Below are 18,859 nucleotides of genomic sequence, written 5' to 3' on the forward strand. Positions count from 1 at the left end.
GGTCAAACCCGCTCCAGCGCGATCGCAATGCCCTGGCCGACGCCGATGCACATGGTCGCAAGCGCATAACGCCCGCCGCGCTCGCGCAGCTCCAGCGCCGCCGTGCCGGTGATGCGCGCGCCCGACATGCCGAGCGGATGGCCGAGCGCGATCGCGCCGCCGTTCGGATTGACGTGCGCGGCGTCCTCGGCGATGCCGAGCTGGCGGAGCACCGCGATGCCTTGGGAGGCAAAGGCTTCGTTGAGCTCGACGACATCGAACCGATCCGGCGACAAACCAAGGCGGGCGCAGAGCTTCTTCGTGGCCGGCGCCGGGCCGATGCCCATGATGCGCGGGGCAACGCCAGCGGCGGCACCCCCAAGGATACGCGCGATCGGCGTCAAGCCATGTTTCTTCGCCGCCGCTTCCGAAGCGACGATGAGGGCGGCCGCGCCGTCGTTGACGCCGGAGGCATTTCCTGCCGTTACCGTGCCGCCCAGGCGAAACGGCGTCGGCAATTTGGCCAGCGCCTCGATGATCGTGCCGGCGCGGGGATGTTCGTCCTTCGCCACCACGACCGGATCGCCCTTCCTCTGCGGGATCGTCACTGGCGTGATTTCTTTCGCCAGCCGGCCACTCTCTTGCGCCGCGACCGCCTTGTCCTGGCTGCGCACGGCAAAGGCGTCCTGGTCGGCTCTGCCGACGGAAAAATCCTCGGCGACGTTCTCGCCCGTTTCCGGCATGGAATCGACGCCGTACTGCTTCTTCATCAGCGGGTTGATGAAGCGCCAGCCGATGGTGGTGTCGTGGATCTCGGCATTGCGCGAGAAGGCGGTGTCCGCCTTGGGCATGACGAACGGCGCGCGGCTCATCGATTCCACGCCGCCGGCAATCATCAGCTCGGCCTCGCCGGCCTTGATGGCGCGCGCGGCGATGGTGACGGCATCCATGCCGGAGCCGCAGAGCCGGTTGACGGTGGAGCCCGGGATGTCCTGCGGCAGGCCGGCGAGCAGCAGCGCCATGCGCGCGACGTTGCGGTTGTCCTCGCCGGCCTGGTTGGCGCAGCCATAGACGACGTCGTCGACAGCGGCCCAGTCGACGCCCTGATTGCGTTCCACGAGCGCGCGCAACGGGATGGCGCCGAGATCGTCGGCGCGCACCGAGGACAACGAACCGCCAAAGCGGCCGATCGGGGTGCGGATGTAATCGCAGATAAAGGCTTCGGCCATTTATGCAGCTTTCCCTTTGGCGGTTCCCGCATGCGCCGCCTTGGTGCGGGCCTGCAGGTCGCGCAGTGTTTTCAGCTCGAGTTCTGTCGGCGCCGGCGTCTCGTCAAGCGCCTCGGCAAATCTTACGACCCAGCCGCAGGTCGCCTGCACCTCTTCGCGCGTGACGCCGGCATGCAGCGATACCACGGTGAATTCCTTGGTCACCGGGTCCGGCTTCCAGACCGCCAGATCGGTGATCAGCAAGGTCGGCCCGGCGGTGTCGATGCCGAGGCGCCTGCGGTGGTCGCCGCCTTCGCCGTGGCCGAAGGAGGTGAAGAAGTCGATCTTTTCGACCATGCCGCGTTTCGACTGCGCCATGGTGATGTAGATCTCCTTCGACGACGTCGCGATTTCCGGCGCGCCGCCGCCGCCGGGCAGGCGGGTCTTGGGATGCATATAGTCGCCGATCACCGTGGTGTTGATGTTGCCGAACTTGTCGACCTGGGCGGCGCCGAGGAAACCGATCGAGATGCGGCCGCCCTGCAGCCAGTAGCGGAACATTTCCGGCACCGCGACCGTGGTGACCGCCGTCTCGCATAATTCGCCGTCGCCGATCGACAACGGCAGCACGTCCGGAGCGGTGCCGATGGTGCCGCTCTCGTAGATCAGCGTGATGTCGGGCGCATGCGTCAGCCGGGCGACGTTGCAGGCGGCCGACGGCGCGCCGATGCCGACGAAGCAGACATCGTCGTTCTTCAGCGCGCGGCTGGCGGCGATCGTCATCATCTCGTTGGGGGTGAAGCCCAAATCCCTGGTTTCGCTCATGCGGTCTTCCTCAGATGCCCGACGCGGGCGGCAAAGTCACCTGCCTTGGCCTCGAGGACGTTCTTCTGCATCCAGGCCTGGAAACGGTCGCGGTCGGCGGCGATCTCGTCCCATTCGAGATACGCCGCGTTGTCGCGCTCGTAATAGCCATGCGTGTAGGAGGGATGAGAGCCGCCGGGCACGACCGAGATCGCGGCGATCGTCCAGCCCGGCAGCACGGTGAGGTTGGGGTGGAGGTCGTCGAAATTGTCGACCACTTCCTCGACGGTCACCACCGCGCGCCTGGCGGCGAGCACGGCCTCCTTCTGAATGCCGATGATGCCTTCGACCAGGACATTACCCTTCCTGTCGGCCTTTTGTGCGTGGATGAAGGTGACGTCAGGCCGGATCGCCGGAACGGCGGCAAGCACTTCGCCGGTGAACGGGCAAGTGACGGATTTGATGTTCGGATTGACCGCGGCAAGGCCGGCGCCGCGATAGCCGCGAAACACCGCGCAAGGCAGGCCGGCCGCACCCGCCTCATAGGCGTTGGCCATGCCGGCGTGGCTGTGCTCCTCGACCTCGATCGATCGCGGAAAGCCGTTTTCGATGGCGTCGCGGGCGCGCCTGAGCAGGCCGACGCCGGGATTGCCGACATAGGAGAAGACGATCTTCTTCGCCATGCCCATGCCGATCATCTGGTCGTAGACCAGGTCGGGCGTCATGCGGACCAGCGTCAGGTCGCGAAAGCCCTGGCGGATCGCCTCATGCGCGGCGGCGGTCGGGATCAGATGGGTGAAGCCTTCGAAGGCGACGATATCGCCATCATGCAAATTCTCCGCGACGGCCTCTTTCAGCGGCAGGAACTTGACCATCGTGACGGCTCCCGAGATGCGAAAAGTTCGCATTGCGAACATAAGTTTTCTATGTGATATTCTTATCGTGGCGCCCTGCCCAGAGTCAACGCCAGCCTGGTACGTCCCTTGGAAGACGAAGCAACATCGCGCGACCATGTTGGCTCGCTGGAACGCGGGCTGGCGGTGATGGAGATCCTCGCCCGCCATCCCGCCGGCATGACGCTGACCGAGATGGCAGAGGAGGCGGGCCTGACCCGCGCCGGCGCCCGGCGCTTCCTGCTGACGCTGAGCGCCACCGGCTATGCGACGCAATCGGGCCGCTTGTTTTCGCTCTCGCCGCGCCTACTGACTGTCGCCCGGACATGGCTCGGCGGCGCTTCGCTGTGGACTTTTGCCACGCCCATCATGCGCGAGGTGGCGGGGCGGTTCGACGAGGCCTGCAACGCGGCGGTGCTGTCGGGTGAGGACGTCGTCTATGTCGCGCGCATTCCCGGCCGCCGGATCTTGAGCGTTGCGCTCGACGTCGGCACGAGGCTGCCGGCCTACTGTACCTCGATGGGGCGCGTGCTGCTCTCCGGCCTGGCGGCGGACGAAGTGAAGTCCTTCCTTGTGGAAGCCAAGATCGAGCGGCGGACGGCAAAGACGATCACCGGCCGTGCCGCGCTGGGCAAGGCCATCGAGAAGGCTAAGGCGGATGGCTTCGCGATCGTCGACGAGGAGTTGGAACCCGGCCTGCGCTCGATCGCTGTGCCGATCAACGACCGCGCCGGCCGCACCGTTGCCGCCATCAACGTGTCGACCCAGTCGGCCCGCTTCTCGGTCGAAGCTATGGAGCGCGAGATCCTGCCGGCGCTGCTGAGCGCCAAGCGGCGCGTCGAGGAATTCTTCTTCGTTTAGCGACGATCAATCTCGTCGGCTTGCACTCCCGGCATGATATCGTCACTCCAGCCAAGAGCTAGGCTGCGAAGCTACGTCGCTGCTGGCTACAATTGTAGAAAGACCAGACCGGTGCAGCCGATTCATCCGGCGATTTATCTCTTTGGCGCCCGCGCCCTGCGGGACTTCGGCGACGGCTTCGTCGCGGTGCTGTTGCCGGTCTACCTGCTCGCCCTTGGATTTACTCCCCTGCAGGTCGGCGTCATCGCGACAGCGTCGCTGCTCGGTTCAGCGCTGCTGACAATCTGTGTCGGACTTCTCGGCGCCCGGCACGATCGTCGCCAGCTCCTGCTGGCCGGCGCCGGCCTGATGATTGCCACCGGCGTGGCCTTCGCCGTGATCGATGACTACGCGCTGCTTCTGGTCGTTGCGCTCGCCGGCACGATCAACCCTTCGGCCGGCAGCGTCAGTGTATTCGTACCTTTGGAGCATGCCGTGCTTGCGCGCGAGGTCACCGAGCGTGAGCGCACCGGGATGTTTGCTCGCTACAGTGTCGCGGGCGCGCTCGCGGCCGCCGCGGGTGGACTGGCTTCCGCGCTGCCTGACCATTTGGCCCCGGTTGGCCTGGACCGGCTTGCAGGCATCAAGGCCATGTTCGTCCTTTATTCGCTTCTCGGTCTGCTGGGCGGCTCGCTTTACGCGTCGATCCCGCGCCGTCCGCCGCCGGCCCCCGAGAAAGCCGCCGCGCTAGGTCCTTCGCGTCATATTGTGTTCAAGCTCGCGGCCCTGTTCAGTCTCGATGCCTTTGCAGGGGGTTTCGTCGTTCAATCGCTGCTTGCACTTTGGCTGTTCGAGCAATTCAACCTTTCGCTTTCGGCCGCAGGTGCCTTCTTCTTCTGGTCGGGGGTGCTGTCGGCATTCTCGTTTCCAGTGGCCGCCCGGCTGTCGCGACGTATCGGTCTGGTCAACACGATGGTGTTCACGCACATTCCGTCCAGCATCGCCCTGATGCTGGCGGCGCTGGCGCCCAAGCTGCCCCTGGTGCTTGGCTTCTTATTGATCCGGGCCGCGCTGTCGCAGATGGATGTGCCGACGCGCTCGTCTTACGTGATGGCCGTCGTTACCGAGGCGGAGCGAGCGGCCGCCGCGAGCTTCACGTCGGTGCCGCGCAGTCTTGCCGCCGCGGTAAGCCCTGTCCTGGCGGGGGCTCTCTTCGCCGCCTCGTTTCGGGCGTGGCCACTGCTCATCTGCGGTGCACTGAAGATCGTCTACGACTTCCTGCTGCTGATGCAGTTCCGGCAGCTGAAGCCGCCGGAGGAGCGCTGACGCGACCCTGGCCCAAAGTTTGGCAACACTCGCGGACTTTTTCACCGCAGACGCTTCCGCGATTGACCGCACCTTTCAGATACGCTATTGAACAGGATTATACAGGTTCAATGAACAGGTATCGATATGGCTCGCCGCGCGATGCAAATCACCCCCGGCACGGGCAAGCCCGAGCAGATCGCGACCGTGCTGGAGCATGAGATCCGCTCCGGCGTGCTCGGCTTCGGCGACCGGCTGCAGAGCGAGAACGAGCTCGTGCAGCGCTTCTCGGTCAGCCGCAACACGGTCCGCAAAGGGCTGGAGGAGCTTTCCAGTCGGGGGCTCATCACCACCAAGGTCGGCATCGGTTCCTTTGTCACCTTCGACGGCATGCCGGTCGATGATGCGATCGGCTGGTCGCGCGCGCTTGCCAATGCGGGCGCCAATGCCGAGACCCGGACGCTGCGGCTCGAGATCATCGAGGATGCCGCGCTCGCGGCCAAACTCGGTGTCGAGAGCCCATCCTTCATCGCCGTCGATCGCGTCCGCACCAATGCCGATGACGGCCATGCCATCTCGATCGAGCGCAGCCGCCTGCCGCTGTCGCCGGAGCTCGAAGATGTGCCGCTGCGCGGCCTGCGAGAAGGCTCGCTGCACCAGACGCTGCGCGGGGCAGGGCTGGTTCCCGACCATGGCGAGGAATGGGCCGACATCGAGATGCTGAGTGCCGCCGATGCCGCGATCCTCGACTGCGCGCCGGGCACGCCGTTCCTGCGCACGCGGCGCCTGACGCGCGCCGCCGACGGCCGCGCCATCGAATTCGTCACCAGCCTGCTCAACCCGGCGCATTTCGCGCTGCATCTGGAGTTTTGAGCATGGCGGCCGACGCGCTGGACCGGGCAATGGGCGCGCTGATCGGCGGCGCGCTGGGCGATGCGCTGGGCATGCCGACGCAGCTTTTGTCGCCCGCCCGCATCGCCGAGCTCTACGGCCGTGTCGAGGGCTTCGTGGCGCCTGTCGCCGACCATCCGGTGTCGAAAGGGCTGCCGGCCGGCGCCGTCACCGACGACACCGAACAGGCGCTCTTGCTTGGGCGCATCCTGGTCAGCTCCGGTGAGCGCTTCGACCACACGCGCTGGGTGAACGCGCTGCTCGACTGGGAGCGCGACGTCAAGGCGCGCGGCAGCTACGACCTGCTTGGACCGTCGACCAAGCGCGCCATCGACGCGATCAACAACGGTGTGCCGGCCGAAGACGCTGGACGCGGCGGCGACACCAACGGCGCCGCGATGCGCATCGCGCCGGTCGGCGTCCTGATGCCGCCGGAGCCGCTCGACGCGCTGGTTGCGAAAGTCGCGGAAACCTGCCGGGCTACGCACAATACGTCGATTGCGATCGCCTCAGCCGCCGCGGTCGCTGCCGCGGTCAGTCTCGGTGTTTCGGGCGGCGACTGGCGCGCCGCTTCCGGCCATGCCGTCGCGGCGGCAAAGCTTGGTGCCGCGCTCGGCCATTGGGTCACCGGCGGCGACATCGCCCGGCGCATCCTCTGGGCGCAGGAACTCGTCCGCGGCAAGCCGGAGAAAGAGGCGATCGGGCTGATCGTCGATCTGATCGGAACCGGCGTCGCGAGCCAGGAATCGGTTCCGGTGGCGTTCGCCGTGCTGGAGGTGGCGCAAGGCGATGCGTGGCGGGCGGCCGTCATCAGCGCCAATCTCGGCGGCGACACCGACACGATTGGCGCCATCGCCGCCGGCATGGCGGGCGCCTGCGCCGGCCTGGCGCGGCTACCGCAGGATCGGATCGCGAGCCTGAAGGGCATCGACCTCGGCGAGGTCCGCACGCTGGCCGGCGATCTCGTCGCGGCGCGGGTCGCGGGCGGTTCCCGGAAGGAGGTTGCCTGATGGGCGGGCGCCTCGTTCATGTCGGCAGCGCGGTGGTGGATTACGTCTATCGCGTCGATGCCTTGCCGGCGCCCGGCACCGAGAAGACCGCGTCGAGCTACGCGCGCGTCCCCGGCGGCGGCTTCAACATGATGGTCGCGGCGAGCCGTACCGGCATGAAGGTGGTGTTCGGTGGCCAGTTGGGAACGGGACCTGACGGCGACTTCCTGCGCGCCGCTTTCGCAGCCGAAGGCATCGAGACGCTGACGCCGCCGTCACCCTTGATGGACAGCGGCAATTGCGTCGCCATGATCAGCGGCGACGCCGAGCGGACTTTCGTCTCCTGGCCGGGAGCCGAAAGCCGGCTCACGCCCGATATGATGGCTCCCGTCAAAGTCGGCCCCGGCGACTGGGTTTTCGCGTCAGGCTACACGCTGAGCTATCCCGGCAGCCGCGATGCGCTCGCCGACTGGATCGAGGAGCTGCCGGCGGAAATTCCTTTCGTCTTCGACCCGACGCCGGTCATCGCCGAGATCCCGCGGCCGATCCTGGATCGGGTGCTCACGCGCGCGACATGGCTGAGCTGCAACACCGATGAGGCCGCCGAAATCGCCGGCGCCGGCGATGCCCAGACCATCGCCATCCGCTTGCTCTCCGAGCACTGCTCCGCAGCTAAAGGTGTCGTCATCCGGGCCGGCGCGCATGGTTGCCTGGTTCGCCTGGCCGACGGCGGCACGCGCGCCATTCCCGGTTTCGAGGTCACCGCCGTCGATACCAACGGCGCCGGCGATGCGCATATCGGCGCCTTCGTCAGCGCTTTGTCGCGCGGTCTGTCGCCCTGCGAGGCCGCTCGCTACGCCAACGCGGCGGCGGCGCTTTCGGTCACCCGCCATGGCGGGTCGGCGGCGCCGACCGACAACGAAATCCAGGAATTCCTTGCTCAGCGCGATCAAGCGACGGCCGAGCAGGGCAAGGAGCAAGAGGCCACGATTTAACAAGCCCGCAAACCGGGTGAACAATGAGAGGAAAGAAACCATGCGCATGCCCAGACTGACCGCTTTACTGACGGCGACCGCGGTCGTCGTTTCAGCATTCACGATTGCGGCTCGGGCCGCCGAAGAAGTGCATGTGCTCAACTGGAAGGGCTATGGCGCCGACGAACCCTGGGCTGTCGCCAATTTCGAGAAGGCGACGGGCTTCAAGGTCGTCAACGACTTCTTCAACTCCGAGCAGGAGATGCTGACCAAGCTCAGGACCAATCCCGGCCTTTACGACGTCGTGATGATCAATGCCGCCTTCAACGACCAGGCGATGGCCGGCAAGCTGATCCAGCCGATCGATGCCTCGAAGCTTTCCAACTATGCCGACATCGCAAAGGACAAGGCCGGCTCGCCGATGCTCAACCATGACGGCAAGGTCTATGGCGTGCCGTGGGTCTGGGGCCTGACCGCTGTCGCCATCAACGAAAAATCCTTCGACAAGCCGCCGACGAGCATCGCCGAGATGTGGGATCCGGCGCACAAGGGCCGCGTCATCATCCGCGACGATGCCGTCGAGGCGGTGCAGTTCGGGGCAATCGCCAGCGGCCAGAACATCAACGATATCAAGGACATGGACGCGGTCAAGACCAAGCTCACCTCGCTGATGCCGCAGATCAAGACCTTCTGGAGCTCGGAGAACGACTGGAACCAGATGGTCGCCTCCAACCAGATCGACATCGGCACCTATTGGAGCGGCTCGGCCGACCGCGCCAAGACGCATTTCAAGCTGCCGGTCTCGCTGGTCATCCCGCAGGAAGGCGCCGTCGCCTGGCTCGACGCCTTCTCGATCCCAGCCGGCTCCAAGAACGTCGCCGGCGCCGAGGCTTTCATCAACTACATGATTGACCCGAAATTCTACGTCGAATGGGTCACCAAGGTCGGCGCGCCGGTCTCGGCCAACACCAAGGCGGTCGAGGCGCTGCCCGAGGACGCCTTCAACCGCAAGGTCATGGGCAGCCCGGAGGTCGCCAAGCGCATCCAGTTCCAGGCGCCGATCACCGACGAGCAGCGCGAGAAGTACCTGGCGCTGTGGCAGGAGCTGAAGGTCAACGTGAAGTAGCCGGCGTCCTTCGGGGAGGAGAGGCAATAAAATGGCTGACCAGCTTGCGATGGGTTCGCGCCGCGGCCTCAGGCCGGCCCTGCCGCTTCTCCTTCCCGCCTATCTGTGGCTGACGGTGGCGATCTTCCTGCCGCTGTCGGCCATGGTCTTCTTCTCCTTCATGACCGACCTGCCGCTGGCCGGGAAGGAATGGGCGTTCACGCTCGGCAACTACGCGGCCTTCTTCTCGCAAAGCCTTTATCTGACGCTTCTTCTGGCTTCGCTGCGCCTCGGCCTGGAGGTCACGCTGTGGTGTGTCGTCATCGGCTATCCGGCGGCCTATGTGCTGGCGAAAGTGCTCAAAGGCCGCAGCCGCGAGGCGATCTTCCTGCTGGTCATCCTGCCGTTCTGGTCGAATGGGCTGGTGCGCATCTTCTCCTGGGCGATGGTGCTGCGCGAGGGCGGCATCCTCGACACGGCGCTGAACGCCGTGCTGCCATTCAAGATCAACATCGACCTGATGTATTCCTATCCGGCGGTCCTCATCGGCCTGGTGCACTCCTATGTGCCCTACATGGTGCTGACCTGCTACCTCACGCTGCAGGCGATCGACGACTCGCTGATCGAGGCCGGCCGCTCGCTCGGCGCCTCGCGCCTGCAGGTGCTCAAGCGGGTGATCATCCCGCTGTCGATGCCCGGCCTGATCGCGGGCGCGGCGCTGATCTTCGTGCCGGTCGTCGGCTCCTTCATGGAGCCGCGCATCCTCGGCGGCCGCACCGGCACCTTCTACGGAACCATCATCGAGGACCAGTTCGTCGCCGTCTTCAACTGGCCGCTGGGCGCGGCGCTGTCCTTCATCCTGCTCGCTGTCGTGCTGATCATCCTGGCACTCGCGGCGCCGGTCCTGCGGAGGGCCGCCTGATGGCGACGACGCGCATCCTCGAATGGTTCGGGCGCTTCTACATCGTGCTGCTGCTCGCCTTCCTCTATCTGCCGATCATCATCATGGCGCTGATGTCGTTCAACGCCTCGCCCTTCTACCAGCTGCCGTTCGAGTGGACGACGGACTGGTATCAATCGCTCTGGCAGAACGACCAGCTGATCGCGGCGACCTGGAACAGCATCGAGATCGCGGTCATCACCACCATCATCTCGACGGTGCTGGGGTCGATGGCGTCGCTCGCGCTCTTTCGCTACGAGTTCCGCGGCAAGAAATTCCTGCAGGTGCTGCTCTTCCCGCCGATCGCCATACCGTGGCTGATCACCGGCACGGCGATGCTGATCTTCTTCTTCGGCATTGGCATCGGCCGCGGCCTCGTCGCCATCCTGCTCGGCCATGTCGCGCTGGCGCTGCCTTACGTGATCGTCGTCGTGTCCGCGCGGCTGCAGACCTTCGCGCCGGAGCTGGAGGAGGCGGCGCGCTCGCTCGGCGCCAACCAGTGGCAGGTGACCAACCGTGTCACGCTGCCCTGGATCATGCCCGGCGTCATTGCCGGCGGGCTGTTCGCATTCGCCGTGTCGTTCGACCAGTTCGTGGTTTCGTATTTCCTCTCGACGCCTGGCCAGACGACTTTGCCGGTCGAAATCTACGCCGCGATCCGCAAGGGATTCACGCCCGAGATCAACGCGGTGTCGACGATCATCATCGTGGTGTCGATGGCCCTGATGCTGCTTACGGCGCGTTTCTTCAAATTCGGCGGAGAGAAATAATGGCAGGCGTCCAGGTAGCGAACGTCTCCCGCAGTTTTGGTGCGCACAAGGCGCTGGACGACGTCTCGATCGATTTCGCGGACGGCGGCTTCTATGCGCTGCTTGGGCCGTCCGGCAGCGGCAAGACCACGCTGCTCAGGCAGATCGCCGGCTTCGACTTTCCCGATGCCGGCCGCATCGCCATCGGCGGCGAAAGCGTCGAGCGCGTGCCGGTCGAGAAGCGGCGCATCGGCATGGTGTTCCAGAACTATGCGCTGTTTCCCAACATGAGCGTCGCCGACAACATCGCCTTCGGCCTGTCGGTGCGCGGCGAAGCGAAGGCGACGATCGCAGCGGAAGTGCAGCGCGCGCTCAACCTCGTGCAACTCGGCAAGCTCGGCAGCCGCCGGCCGCATCAGCTCTCCGGCGGCCAGCGCCAACGCGTGGCGCTGGCCCGTGCCATCGTCACCAAGCCGCGCGTGCTTCTGCTCGACGAGCCGCTCGGCGCGCTCGACAAGGCGCTGCGCGTCGACATGCAGATCGAATTGAAGCGCATCCAGCGCGAGATCGGCATAACCACCATCTTCGTCACCCACGACCAGGAAGAAGCGCTGACGATGAGCGACCGCATCGGCATCCTGCGTGACGGCAGGCTGGTGCAGGAGGGGCCGCCGGAGGAGATCTACGACCGGCCGCAAAGCGAGTTCGCCGCGACCTTCCTCGGCGACGCCAACATCTTTCGCGGCGATGCCACCGGCAATGGCATCAGGTTGCCGGATGGCACAGCCATCGCCGCCGCTTCGGGCGCGCCTGTCGCAGCCGGCGCCAGGGCGAGCTGCGCCGTGCGGCCGGAGCGCATCCAGATCTCGACCGGCCCGGCAAAGCCCGACACCGGCAATGCCAACACGCTCAAAGGGCAGGTCTCGAAACGCATCTTCGCCGGCAACAACAGCACCTATTTCGTGGAGCGAGACGGTCAGACGCTGAAGGTCATCGTCCAGAACACCGGCGCCGACAGGCTGGCCGAGGGCGAGCCCGTGGTGCTCAGCTGGTCGCCGGAAAGCACGGTGCTGATCGCGGCGAACTGATGTAACTGCTGATGGGAAATGATGGCGCGGGCCTTGGCCGAGGCCCGGACCATGGCGTTATACCCAGTCCTCGACGGGAGGAATGGATGGCTGACGTGGGTTTCGAGCCCGACGTAAAGATCCGGGTCAAGGACTACCGGATCGGCTGCATCGGCGCCGGCATGATCATGGCCGAATGCCATCTCGCCGCCTACAAGGAAGCCGGGTTTCCCGTCGTCGCAATTGCTTCGCGCACCAGGGCGAATGCCGAGAAGGTCGCCGCCCGCTGGGGCATTTCGACCGTCCACGACACGCCGGAGCAATTGATCGAGCACAACAGCGTCGAGATCGTCGATCTTGCCTTCCCGCCGGATCAGCAGCCGGCGCTGATCCGTCATGCGCTGAGACAACCGCACGTCAAGGCGATCCTGGCGCAGAAGCCGCTGGCGCTGTCGGTCGAGGAGGCGGTGAAGCTGCGCGACGAGGCGGCCAAGTCCGGCAAGATCCTCTCGGTCAACCAGAACATGCGCTACGACCAGTCGATGCGCGTCCTGAAGCAGATCATCGACAGCGGGTCGCTGGGCGAGATCGTCTTTGCCGAGATCGACATGCACGCGATCCCGCATTGGCAAACCTTCCTTGCCGGTTACGACCGGCTGACGCTCGCCAATATGAGCGTGCACCATCTCGACGTGCTGCGCTTCCTGTTCGGCGATCCGGACGAGATCACCACGCTGACGCGCAAGGATCCGCGCACGCGATTTGAGCATTTCGACGGCATCACGGTGTCGACGCTCGGATTTCCCTCCGGCGTGCTCGCCGTGTCGCTGGAAGATGTCTGGTCCGGCCCGCGTCAGCAAGGTTATCAGGACGACCAGCACATCAACTGGCGCGTCGACGGCACCAAGGGCGTTGCCAAGGGCACGATCGGCTGGCCGAAAGGCATAGCCTCGACGCTGACCTACGCCTCGACCGAGACGACCGGCGGCAAATGGGTCAGCCCAGGCTGGGAGACGATGTGGTTCCCGCATGCTTTCATCGGCGTGATGGAGCAACTGCAATATGCGCTCAAGACCGGCACGCCGCCGGCGCTTTCGGTTGCCGACAACGTCAAGACCATGGCGCTCGTCGAGGCCGGCTACCGCTCAATGGCGGAAGGCCGGACCATCAGGCTCTCCGAAGTCCCTGTCGACTGAGGCAGGCAAAAGACACGACGACAGAACCCCTTACCCGGAGGACTTCACCTCATGATGCAGGCAGGGATCTTTACAGGCTATTTCCCCTACGAGCTCGAGGAGGTCGCCAGGCGCATCCGCGCGCTCGATTTCAACACGGTGCAGCTCGACCTGCATTTCAAGGATATCGATCTGTCGGCCGGGCGGATCACCAGGGACAAGGCGCGGAAGGTGCGCGATGCATTTCGCGACCATAACCTGCCGGTCTGCTGCGTGTCCGGCTACACCAACATCATTCATCCGGACAAGGCCGAGCGCGAGCGGCGGCTGGCGTATCTGAAGGAGATCATCCGCAACGCGCGCGAATTCGGCAGCCCTTACGTGATCTCGGAGACCGGCACCTACAACACCGAATCCGACTGGGTGCACCATCCGAAGAACAAGACCGAGGAGGGGTTCGAGGAATGCCGCAAAGTGATTTCCGACCTTGCCCAGACGGCTTACGACCATGGCGCGGTGTTCCTGCTCGAAACCTATGTCAACAACGTCGTCGGGTCGGTCGAGGAGACGGTCGGGATGTTCGCTCAGGTCGACCATCCCGGCCTCGGCCTGCTGATGGATCCGACCAATTATTTCGAGGCGCACAACATCGACCGGATGGACCAGGTGCTGAACCAGGTGTTCGACACGCTGACCGACAAGATCAAGATCGCGCACGCCAAGGACGTCAAGCGCTCGGACAGCGACAAGACGGAAAAGCATGCCGATATCGGCGACGCGGATGCTCATGAAGGGCTGACGTTCCGTGGCGTAGGCGAGATCGAACTGCCGGCGCCCGGGCTCGGCTCGCTGAACTACGACCTCTATCTCAGGAGGCTCAGCGAGAAGCATCCGAACATGCCGGTGATCATCGAGCATCTCTCTGAGGACGACGTGCCGCGGGCGAAGAAATTCCTCGACGGGAAATTCCGCGCCAACGGGCTTTGACGGCCGGGGAGGTGACGATGACGGCCGCCGGGACGAAGCGCGATTACAGCCTTGTCGGTGAGAGCGCGCGCAAGGCGATCGAGACCGGCCTTGCCTCGGCCGAGTGGTACCACACCGACGTGGCGCGCAAGACCATCAAGGAGCTGATGCAGCGTTCCGATGGGCCGGCGATCCGCGACACCATCATCTGGATTGTCGCGATCCTGGGCTCCGCCGCCGGCATCGTCTGGTTCTGGGGCACATGGCGGGTCGTGCCGTTCCTGTTCGTCTACGGCGTGCTCTACGGCTCGTCGAGCGACTCGCGCTGGCACGAATGCGGCCACGGCACCGCCTTCCGCACGCGCTGGATGAACGACGTCGTCTACCACATCGCCTCCTTCATGCTGATGCGCAATCCGGTGCAGTGGCGCTGGAGCCACGCGCGGCACCACACCGACACCATCATCGTCGGCCGCGATGCCGAGATCGCGGTGATGCGGCCGCCGGATCTCATCAAGGCGGCGCTCGCCTTCACCGGCATCCTCGACTTCCGCTATTCGCTGCCGACGCTGGTGCGCCAGGCCTTCGGCGAGCTGTCGGACGACGAGAAGAGCTACATCCCTCAGATGGAACAGCATAAGGCGGTGATTGCCGCGCGCTGGCACATGTTCGTGTATGCCGCGACGATCGCCGTCGCGATCGCGCTTGGGTCATGGATACCGCTGGTGCTGATCGGCCTGCCGCGCCTTTACGGCACCTGGCACATGGTGATGACCGGGCTTTTGCAACATATCGGGCTCGCCGACAACGTCACCGACCACCGGCTCAACACGCGCACCGTCTACATGAACCCGGTCAGCCGGTTCATCTACTGGAACATGAACTACCATGTGGAGCATCACATGTTCCCGATGGTGCCCTATCACGCGCTGCCGAAGCTGCACGAGCTGATCAAGCACGATCTGCCGGAACCGAACCCGTCGATATGGCATGCCTATCGCGAGGTCTGGCCGGTGCTGCTCAGGCAGCTGAAATACGAGGACTATTACCTCAAGCGCGAGCTGCCGCCGACGGCCAAGCCTTATCGCGGTGAGTTCCACGAGGTCGACATGACGACACGGCCGCCGAATAGGCGTCGCGCAGCAATCCCGAGGAAGATGATGACCGGAGAGAGACGATGGCGGACTGGGTCGAAGCTTGCGCGGTGGACGACGTGGATGAGGAGGACGTGATCCGCTTCGACCATGGCGGCCGCAGCTTCGCGATCTTTCGCTCGCCTGACGACGAGTTCTTCGCCACCGATGGTTTCTGCACGCATGAAAAGGCGCATCTGGCCGACGGGCTGGTGATGAACGACATCATCGAATGCCCCAAGCACAATGGCCGCTTCAACTACAAGACCGGCCAGGCCAAGGGCGCGCCGGTCTGCGTCAACCTCAGGACCTATCCGGTCAAGGTCGAGGCCGGTAGGGTCTTGATCGAAATCGGCTGAGCCGCCAAACGCCCGAAGAATGAGGAACACCAATCGATGAGCCTAAAGAGACCGACCGTTGCCGATCTGCGCGCCATGAAGGGTAAGCGGCAGCTGACCATGTTGCGCGTGTTGACGCTCGATGAGGCCGAAGCCGCCGAGCGCGCCGGCATCGACATCGTCTCGGTGCCGCCGGAGCTGGTGCTCAATCCTGAGTACCGTGATGCCGCACCCAGCCTCTTCACCATGCCGGGCGAGAACTTCTTCGAGATCGGCACGGCTGACGATTTCCTGCGCTGGGCCTTCCGGCTCTACAAGGCCGGAGCCGATGCGGTCTATTGCAGCGCCGGCTATGCCACTATCAAGCGGATGGCAGACGACGCCATTCCGGTCATCGGCCATGTCGGCCTGATCCCGTCGCGCGCGACCTGGACCGGCGGGTTCAAGGCCGTCGGCAAGACCGCCGACACGGCAATCAAGGTGTTCGAGGCGGTGAAACAGCTGGAAGCCGCCGGCGCGATCGGCGCCGAGATCGAGGTGGTGCCGGTCGAGGTGGCGAAGGCGATCTCCGAGCGCACCTCGCTGATCATGCTGTCGATGGGCGCGGGCACGGGCTGCGATGCGCAATACCTGTTCGCCGAAGATGTTCTCGGCGCCAATCGCGGTCACATGCCGCGCCATTCGAAAGTCTATCGCAACTTCGCCGCCGAATACGACCGGCTGCAGGCGGAGCGGATCGCGGCGTTCTCCGAATACGCCGCGGACGTCAACAGCGGCGCCTATCCGGAAGACCGGCATGTCGTTCATATGGATCCGGACGAGCTCACTCTCTTCATGAGGAAGGTGGACGAAAAAGCCTAAAACGCGTCGCGATCTTTCAGATTCACGATGCGTTTTAGGTTTTTGATTTGCGCACGTCTTTGTCCCGAAAACCGGTTCCCACTTTCGGGAGACATGCTCTAAGCAAGCAGTATCTGGTGCACCGCAGGGCGCCAATAGCCATCGGCGAGCACGGCGTGGAGCGCGTCGGCATTGGGTCCCAGCGGCCGGTCTTCCTTGAGCGTCGGCACATGGGCGCGGACGGCCGCGTGGATCGTGCCGGTGGCGGGCGCCAGCGTCAGCCCTTCGCGCAGGTCGATCGCCTGCGCCGCTGCCATCAGCTCGAGGGCGATCAGGCGCCGCCACAGCACGATCATCTCGGCGCATTTGGCGACGGCAAGCGGCGTCTGCGTGGCGTGGTCCTCAACGCCCTCGGACACGGGCAGGACGTCGAGCATCACCGGATTGGCCTTGTGGCGGATGGCGGCCAGGATCGCCGTCACCGTCTTCTGCAGCGGCACGAAGCCGGCGGAAGCGCCGCCAACCGGCGACAGGTATTTCGGCAGGCCGTGGCGGGTTGAGCCGGTGAGCTGGATGAAGCGGGCGGCGGAAGCCGCCGCACATTGGGCGATCGCGAGGCCCAGTGTCTCGAAGGCCAGCGACAGCGAGGCGGTGTGGAAATTGCCGGTCGACAGCACCAGCGCGTCTTCGGCAAGGACCAGCGGGTTGTCGGCGGACGCGTTGAGCTCGATCTCGACGGCGAGCCTGGCATGGTCGATCGCCTGGATCAGCGCCCCGTGGATCGAGGGCATGCAGCGGATCGACAGCGGATCCTGAAGCGCGGTCGGCGGCGCTACCTCGTCCCGGGCAAGCAGGTCGCGCAACGCCTTTGCCGCCACCTGCTGGCAGGCGGCCGGCCGCGCCAGATGCAGGCGCGCGTCAAGGATGGTGCGGTTGGCGCCCAGCGCCTCCATGGTGAGCGCGCCGGCTTGTTGTTGCTGTTCCAGTGCCGAGAGCGCATCGGTCAGCGCCAGCGCGCCGGCGCCGGTGGAGATAGCGGAAGCGTTGATCAGCGACAGGCCGTCCTTGGGAGCCAGGCCGACCGGCGCAAGGCGCGCCATCATCAGCGCCTTTGCCGAGGGCATGCGCCTGCCCTGATAGTCGGCGTCGCCTTCGCCGATCAGCGTATGAGCGATCGCCGTCATCAGCACCAGATCGCCGGCGCCGATCGAGCCAAGCGAGGGCATCACCGGATGGACGCCGGCGTTGAGCAGATCGATGAGCGCGGTGAAGACATGCGGCGACAGACCGGAGCCGCCTGCCGCGAGCATGGCGATACGGGCGAACATTGCGGCGCGCACGAGCTGCGCAGACAGTGCGTTTCCCACCGCGGCGCCGCGTCCGTCGAGAAGCTGGCGCTGGAAGGCGCCGGCATCGCCTTCGACTGTCGTGCCGAGATTGGCGCCCAGCCCGGTGTTGAGCCCATAGATCTGCTGGCCACCGGCCGCAGCGGCGTCGAGGACCTCGCGCGCCTTGGCCAGTCTTTCGATGACGGCAGGCGTGACTTCGATCTTGCCCGCGTTGCGCGCGACGGCGGCCACGTCCTCGATGCTGACACCGGCGCCGGTGAGAACGAGCGGGGTCATGCGAAGCGCAGCCTCTGGCCGATGCCGTGTTCCGCGGCTTTGGCCAGCATCGCCTTGCCGAGCGCGATGTCGGAGAGCGAGAGGCCGCGATGCCAGAACAGGATCGTCTCGCCGTCGCTTTGCCGGCCCGCTTTGCGGCCGGCCGCGATCTGGCCGAGCTCGGCATGCAGCGTCGCCTCGCTCAGCCGACCCGTCTCGACATGGGCGCGCAGCGCGCCGAACTTGCCGCCCTTGCACTGGCCCCAGTCGTCGACGACGATCTTCTGCATGATGTCGGTGAGCGAAAGCTCCACCGCGCTCATCGTGCCGTAAGGCACCACAAGCGCGCCCCGCTTGATCCATTCGGTCTTGAGCAGCGGCTGCGGTTCCGGCAGCCGCGAGGCCTCGACGACGATGTCGGCGCCTTCGACGCAGCTCTTCCAGTCGGCCACGGTCATGACGGGTTTGCCGAGATCGGCGGCAAGCTTCGCGGCGAAGGCGTCGCGGCTCTCCGGCCGGCGCGAATGAACGCGGATCTCGTCGAAGTCGAAGAGGTGGTCGAGCAGGCGCACGTTCCAGTAGGCGGTGCCGCGCGCGCCGATGTGGCCTAGCACCTTCGACGACTTCTTCGCCAGATGCCTGGCGCCGATGGCGGTGACGGCGCCGGTGCGCATATCGGTGATGACGGTGGCGTCGAGGATGGCTCGCGGCGCGCCGGTGCGCGGGTCGAAGAGGTTGAGGATGCCGAATTCGGACGGCAGCCCGTGCAGGTAGTTGTCGACATAATCGCCGACGATCTTCACGCCGGCCGCATCGAGCGGCGCCACATAGCCCCGCAGCACGTTGAAATGACCATGGAAAGACGGGTCCGGCTCGAGATGGACGCGCGGCTCGATCACCGTCTGGCCGTTGCCCTGAGCGACGAGCCCGGCTTCGACGGCGGCGATGATCTCGGCATCGGTCATGGCAAGGGCTTCGATGTCGAGAGCATTGAGGTAGTCGATATAGATGGGCTTCATGCATTTCCCTCGGCCGGCCCGCGCTCTCATCCATAACAGG

General features: G+C 65.3%; 19 protein-coding genes. 14 read left to right on the top strand and 5 right to left on the bottom strand.

Going from position 1 to position 18,859, the window contains the following annotated elements; translation table 11 throughout:
• Window positions 1-2: 2 nt before the first annotated feature.
• Genes pcaF through EN874_RS15760 form a run of 3 tightly spaced genes read right to left on the bottom strand, consistent with a single transcriptional unit; the run spans window position 3 to window position 2,866 of the window.
• Window positions 3-1,208, bottom strand: a complete 1,206-nt coding sequence (gene pcaF / locus EN874_RS15750; RefSeq protein ID WP_127425567.1) for a 3-oxoadipyl-CoA thiolase — start codon at window positions 1,206-1,208, stop codon at window positions 3-5.
• Window positions 1,209-2,012, bottom strand: coding sequence for a CoA-transferase subunit beta (locus EN874_RS15755; RefSeq protein WP_126088348.1), 804 nt, complete (start codon window positions 2,010-2,012; stop codon window positions 1,209-1,211).
• Window positions 2,009-2,866 (bottom strand): CoA transferase subunit A, encoded by an 858-nt coding sequence (locus tag EN874_RS15760; RefSeq protein WP_127425568.1) that lies wholly within the window; start codon window positions 2,864-2,866, stop codon window positions 2,009-2,011. The genes EN874_RS15755 and EN874_RS15760 overlap by 4 nt, the downstream gene beginning before the upstream one ends.
• Before the next feature lie 108 nt (window positions 2,867-2,974).
• On the opposite strand from EN874_RS15760, the gene EN874_RS15765 reads away from it, so the two are divergent.
• The 14 genes from EN874_RS15765 to EN874_RS15830 all read left to right on the top strand — a co-directional run bounded on the left by EN874_RS15765 (window position 2,975) and on the right by EN874_RS15830 (window position 16,217).
• Window positions 2,975-3,745, top strand: coding sequence for an IclR family transcriptional regulator C-terminal domain-containing protein (locus EN874_RS15765; protein ID WP_127425569.1), 771 nt, complete (start codon window positions 2,975-2,977; stop codon window positions 3,743-3,745).
• 111 nt (window positions 3,746-3,856) lie between these two features.
• Window positions 3,857-5,050, top strand: a complete 1,194-nt coding sequence (locus EN874_RS15770; RefSeq protein ID WP_127425570.1) for an MFS transporter — start codon at window positions 3,857-3,859, stop codon at window positions 5,048-5,050.
• A gap of 126 nt (window positions 5,051-5,176) precedes the next feature.
• A complete protein-coding gene (locus EN874_RS15775) occupies window positions 5,177-5,902 on the top strand; it encodes a GntR family transcriptional regulator (RefSeq protein WP_127425571.1) in 726 nt (241 codons plus the stop codon).
• A 2-nt stretch (window positions 5,903-5,904) separates the two neighbouring features.
• Complete coding sequence (locus EN874_RS15780; protein WP_127425572.1) at window positions 5,905-6,930, top strand: ADP-ribosylglycohydrolase family protein; 1,026 nt, start codon at window positions 5,905-5,907, stop codon at window positions 6,928-6,930.
• Window positions 6,930-7,904 carry a PfkB family carbohydrate kinase gene (locus EN874_RS15785; protein ID WP_127425573.1) on the top strand — a complete coding sequence of 325 codons (975 nt, stop codon included), beginning with the start codon at window positions 6,930-6,932 and terminating at the stop codon, window positions 7,902-7,904. The genes EN874_RS15780 and EN874_RS15785 overlap by 1 nt, the downstream gene beginning before the upstream one ends.
• A gap of 40 nt (window positions 7,905-7,944) precedes the next feature.
• The gene (locus tag EN874_RS15790; RefSeq protein WP_127425574.1) at window positions 7,945-9,009 is read left to right on the top strand and encodes an ABC transporter substrate-binding protein; all 1,065 of its coding nucleotides are present in this window, start codon (window positions 7,945-7,947) and stop codon (window positions 9,007-9,009) included.
• A gap of 31 nt (window positions 9,010-9,040) precedes the next feature.
• Window positions 9,041-9,910, top strand: coding sequence for an ABC transporter permease (locus tag EN874_RS15795; RefSeq protein WP_127425575.1), 870 nt, complete (start codon window positions 9,041-9,043; stop codon window positions 9,908-9,910).
• Window positions 9,910-10,698 (top strand): ABC transporter permease, encoded by a 789-nt coding sequence (locus EN874_RS15800; protein WP_127425576.1) that lies wholly within the window; start codon window positions 9,910-9,912, stop codon window positions 10,696-10,698. Before EN874_RS15795 ends, EN874_RS15800 begins: the two co-directional genes overlap by 1 nt.
• Entirely contained in the window at window positions 10,698-11,765 is a 1,068-nt protein-coding gene (locus EN874_RS15805) for an ABC transporter ATP-binding protein (RefSeq protein ID WP_127425577.1), read from the top strand. Before EN874_RS15800 ends, EN874_RS15805 begins: the two co-directional genes overlap by 1 nt.
• A gap of 86 nt (window positions 11,766-11,851) precedes the next feature.
• Complete coding sequence (locus EN874_RS15810; protein WP_127425578.1) at window positions 11,852-12,940, top strand: Gfo/Idh/MocA family oxidoreductase; 1,089 nt, start codon at window positions 11,852-11,854, stop codon at window positions 12,938-12,940.
• 51 nt (window positions 12,941-12,991) lie between these two features.
• Window positions 12,992-13,906, top strand: a complete 915-nt coding sequence (locus EN874_RS15815) for a sugar phosphate isomerase/epimerase (protein ID WP_127425579.1) — start codon at window positions 12,992-12,994, stop codon at window positions 13,904-13,906.
• A 17-nt stretch (window positions 13,907-13,923) separates the two neighbouring features.
• Window positions 13,924-15,117, top strand: coding sequence for a fatty acid desaturase family protein (locus tag EN874_RS15820; RefSeq protein WP_245513586.1), 1,194 nt, complete (start codon window positions 13,924-13,926; stop codon window positions 15,115-15,117).
• A complete protein-coding gene (locus tag EN874_RS15825; RefSeq protein WP_127425580.1) occupies window positions 15,063-15,377 on the top strand; it encodes a MocE family 2Fe-2S type ferredoxin in 315 nt (104 codons plus the stop codon). The genes EN874_RS15820 and EN874_RS15825 overlap by 55 nt, the downstream gene beginning before the upstream one ends.
• Window positions 15,378-15,413: 36 nt before the next feature.
• A complete protein-coding gene (locus EN874_RS15830; RefSeq protein ID WP_127425581.1) occupies window positions 15,414-16,217 on the top strand; it encodes a 3-methyl-2-oxobutanoate hydroxymethyltransferase in 804 nt (267 codons plus the stop codon).
• A gap of 98 nt (window positions 16,218-16,315) precedes the next feature.
• Here the strand turns inward: EN874_RS15830 and hutH are convergent, their stop codons facing one another.
• Window positions 16,316-17,821: a histidine ammonia-lyase gene (gene hutH / locus EN874_RS15835; RefSeq protein WP_127425582.1), complete on the bottom strand. Its 1,506-nt coding sequence runs from the start codon at window positions 17,819-17,821 to the stop codon at window positions 16,316-16,318.
• Window positions 17,818-18,819, bottom strand: a complete 1,002-nt coding sequence (locus EN874_RS15840) for an ornithine cyclodeaminase family protein (protein ID WP_127425583.1) — start codon at window positions 18,817-18,819, stop codon at window positions 17,818-17,820. Before EN874_RS15840 ends, hutH begins: the two co-directional genes overlap by 4 nt.
• Window positions 18,820-18,859: the final 40 nt, after the last annotated feature.

This window comes from Mesorhizobium sp. M1D.F.Ca.ET.231.01.1.1, assembly GCF_003999155.2.
Lineage (GTDB): Bacteria > Pseudomonadota > Alphaproteobacteria > Rhizobiales > Rhizobiaceae > Mesorhizobium.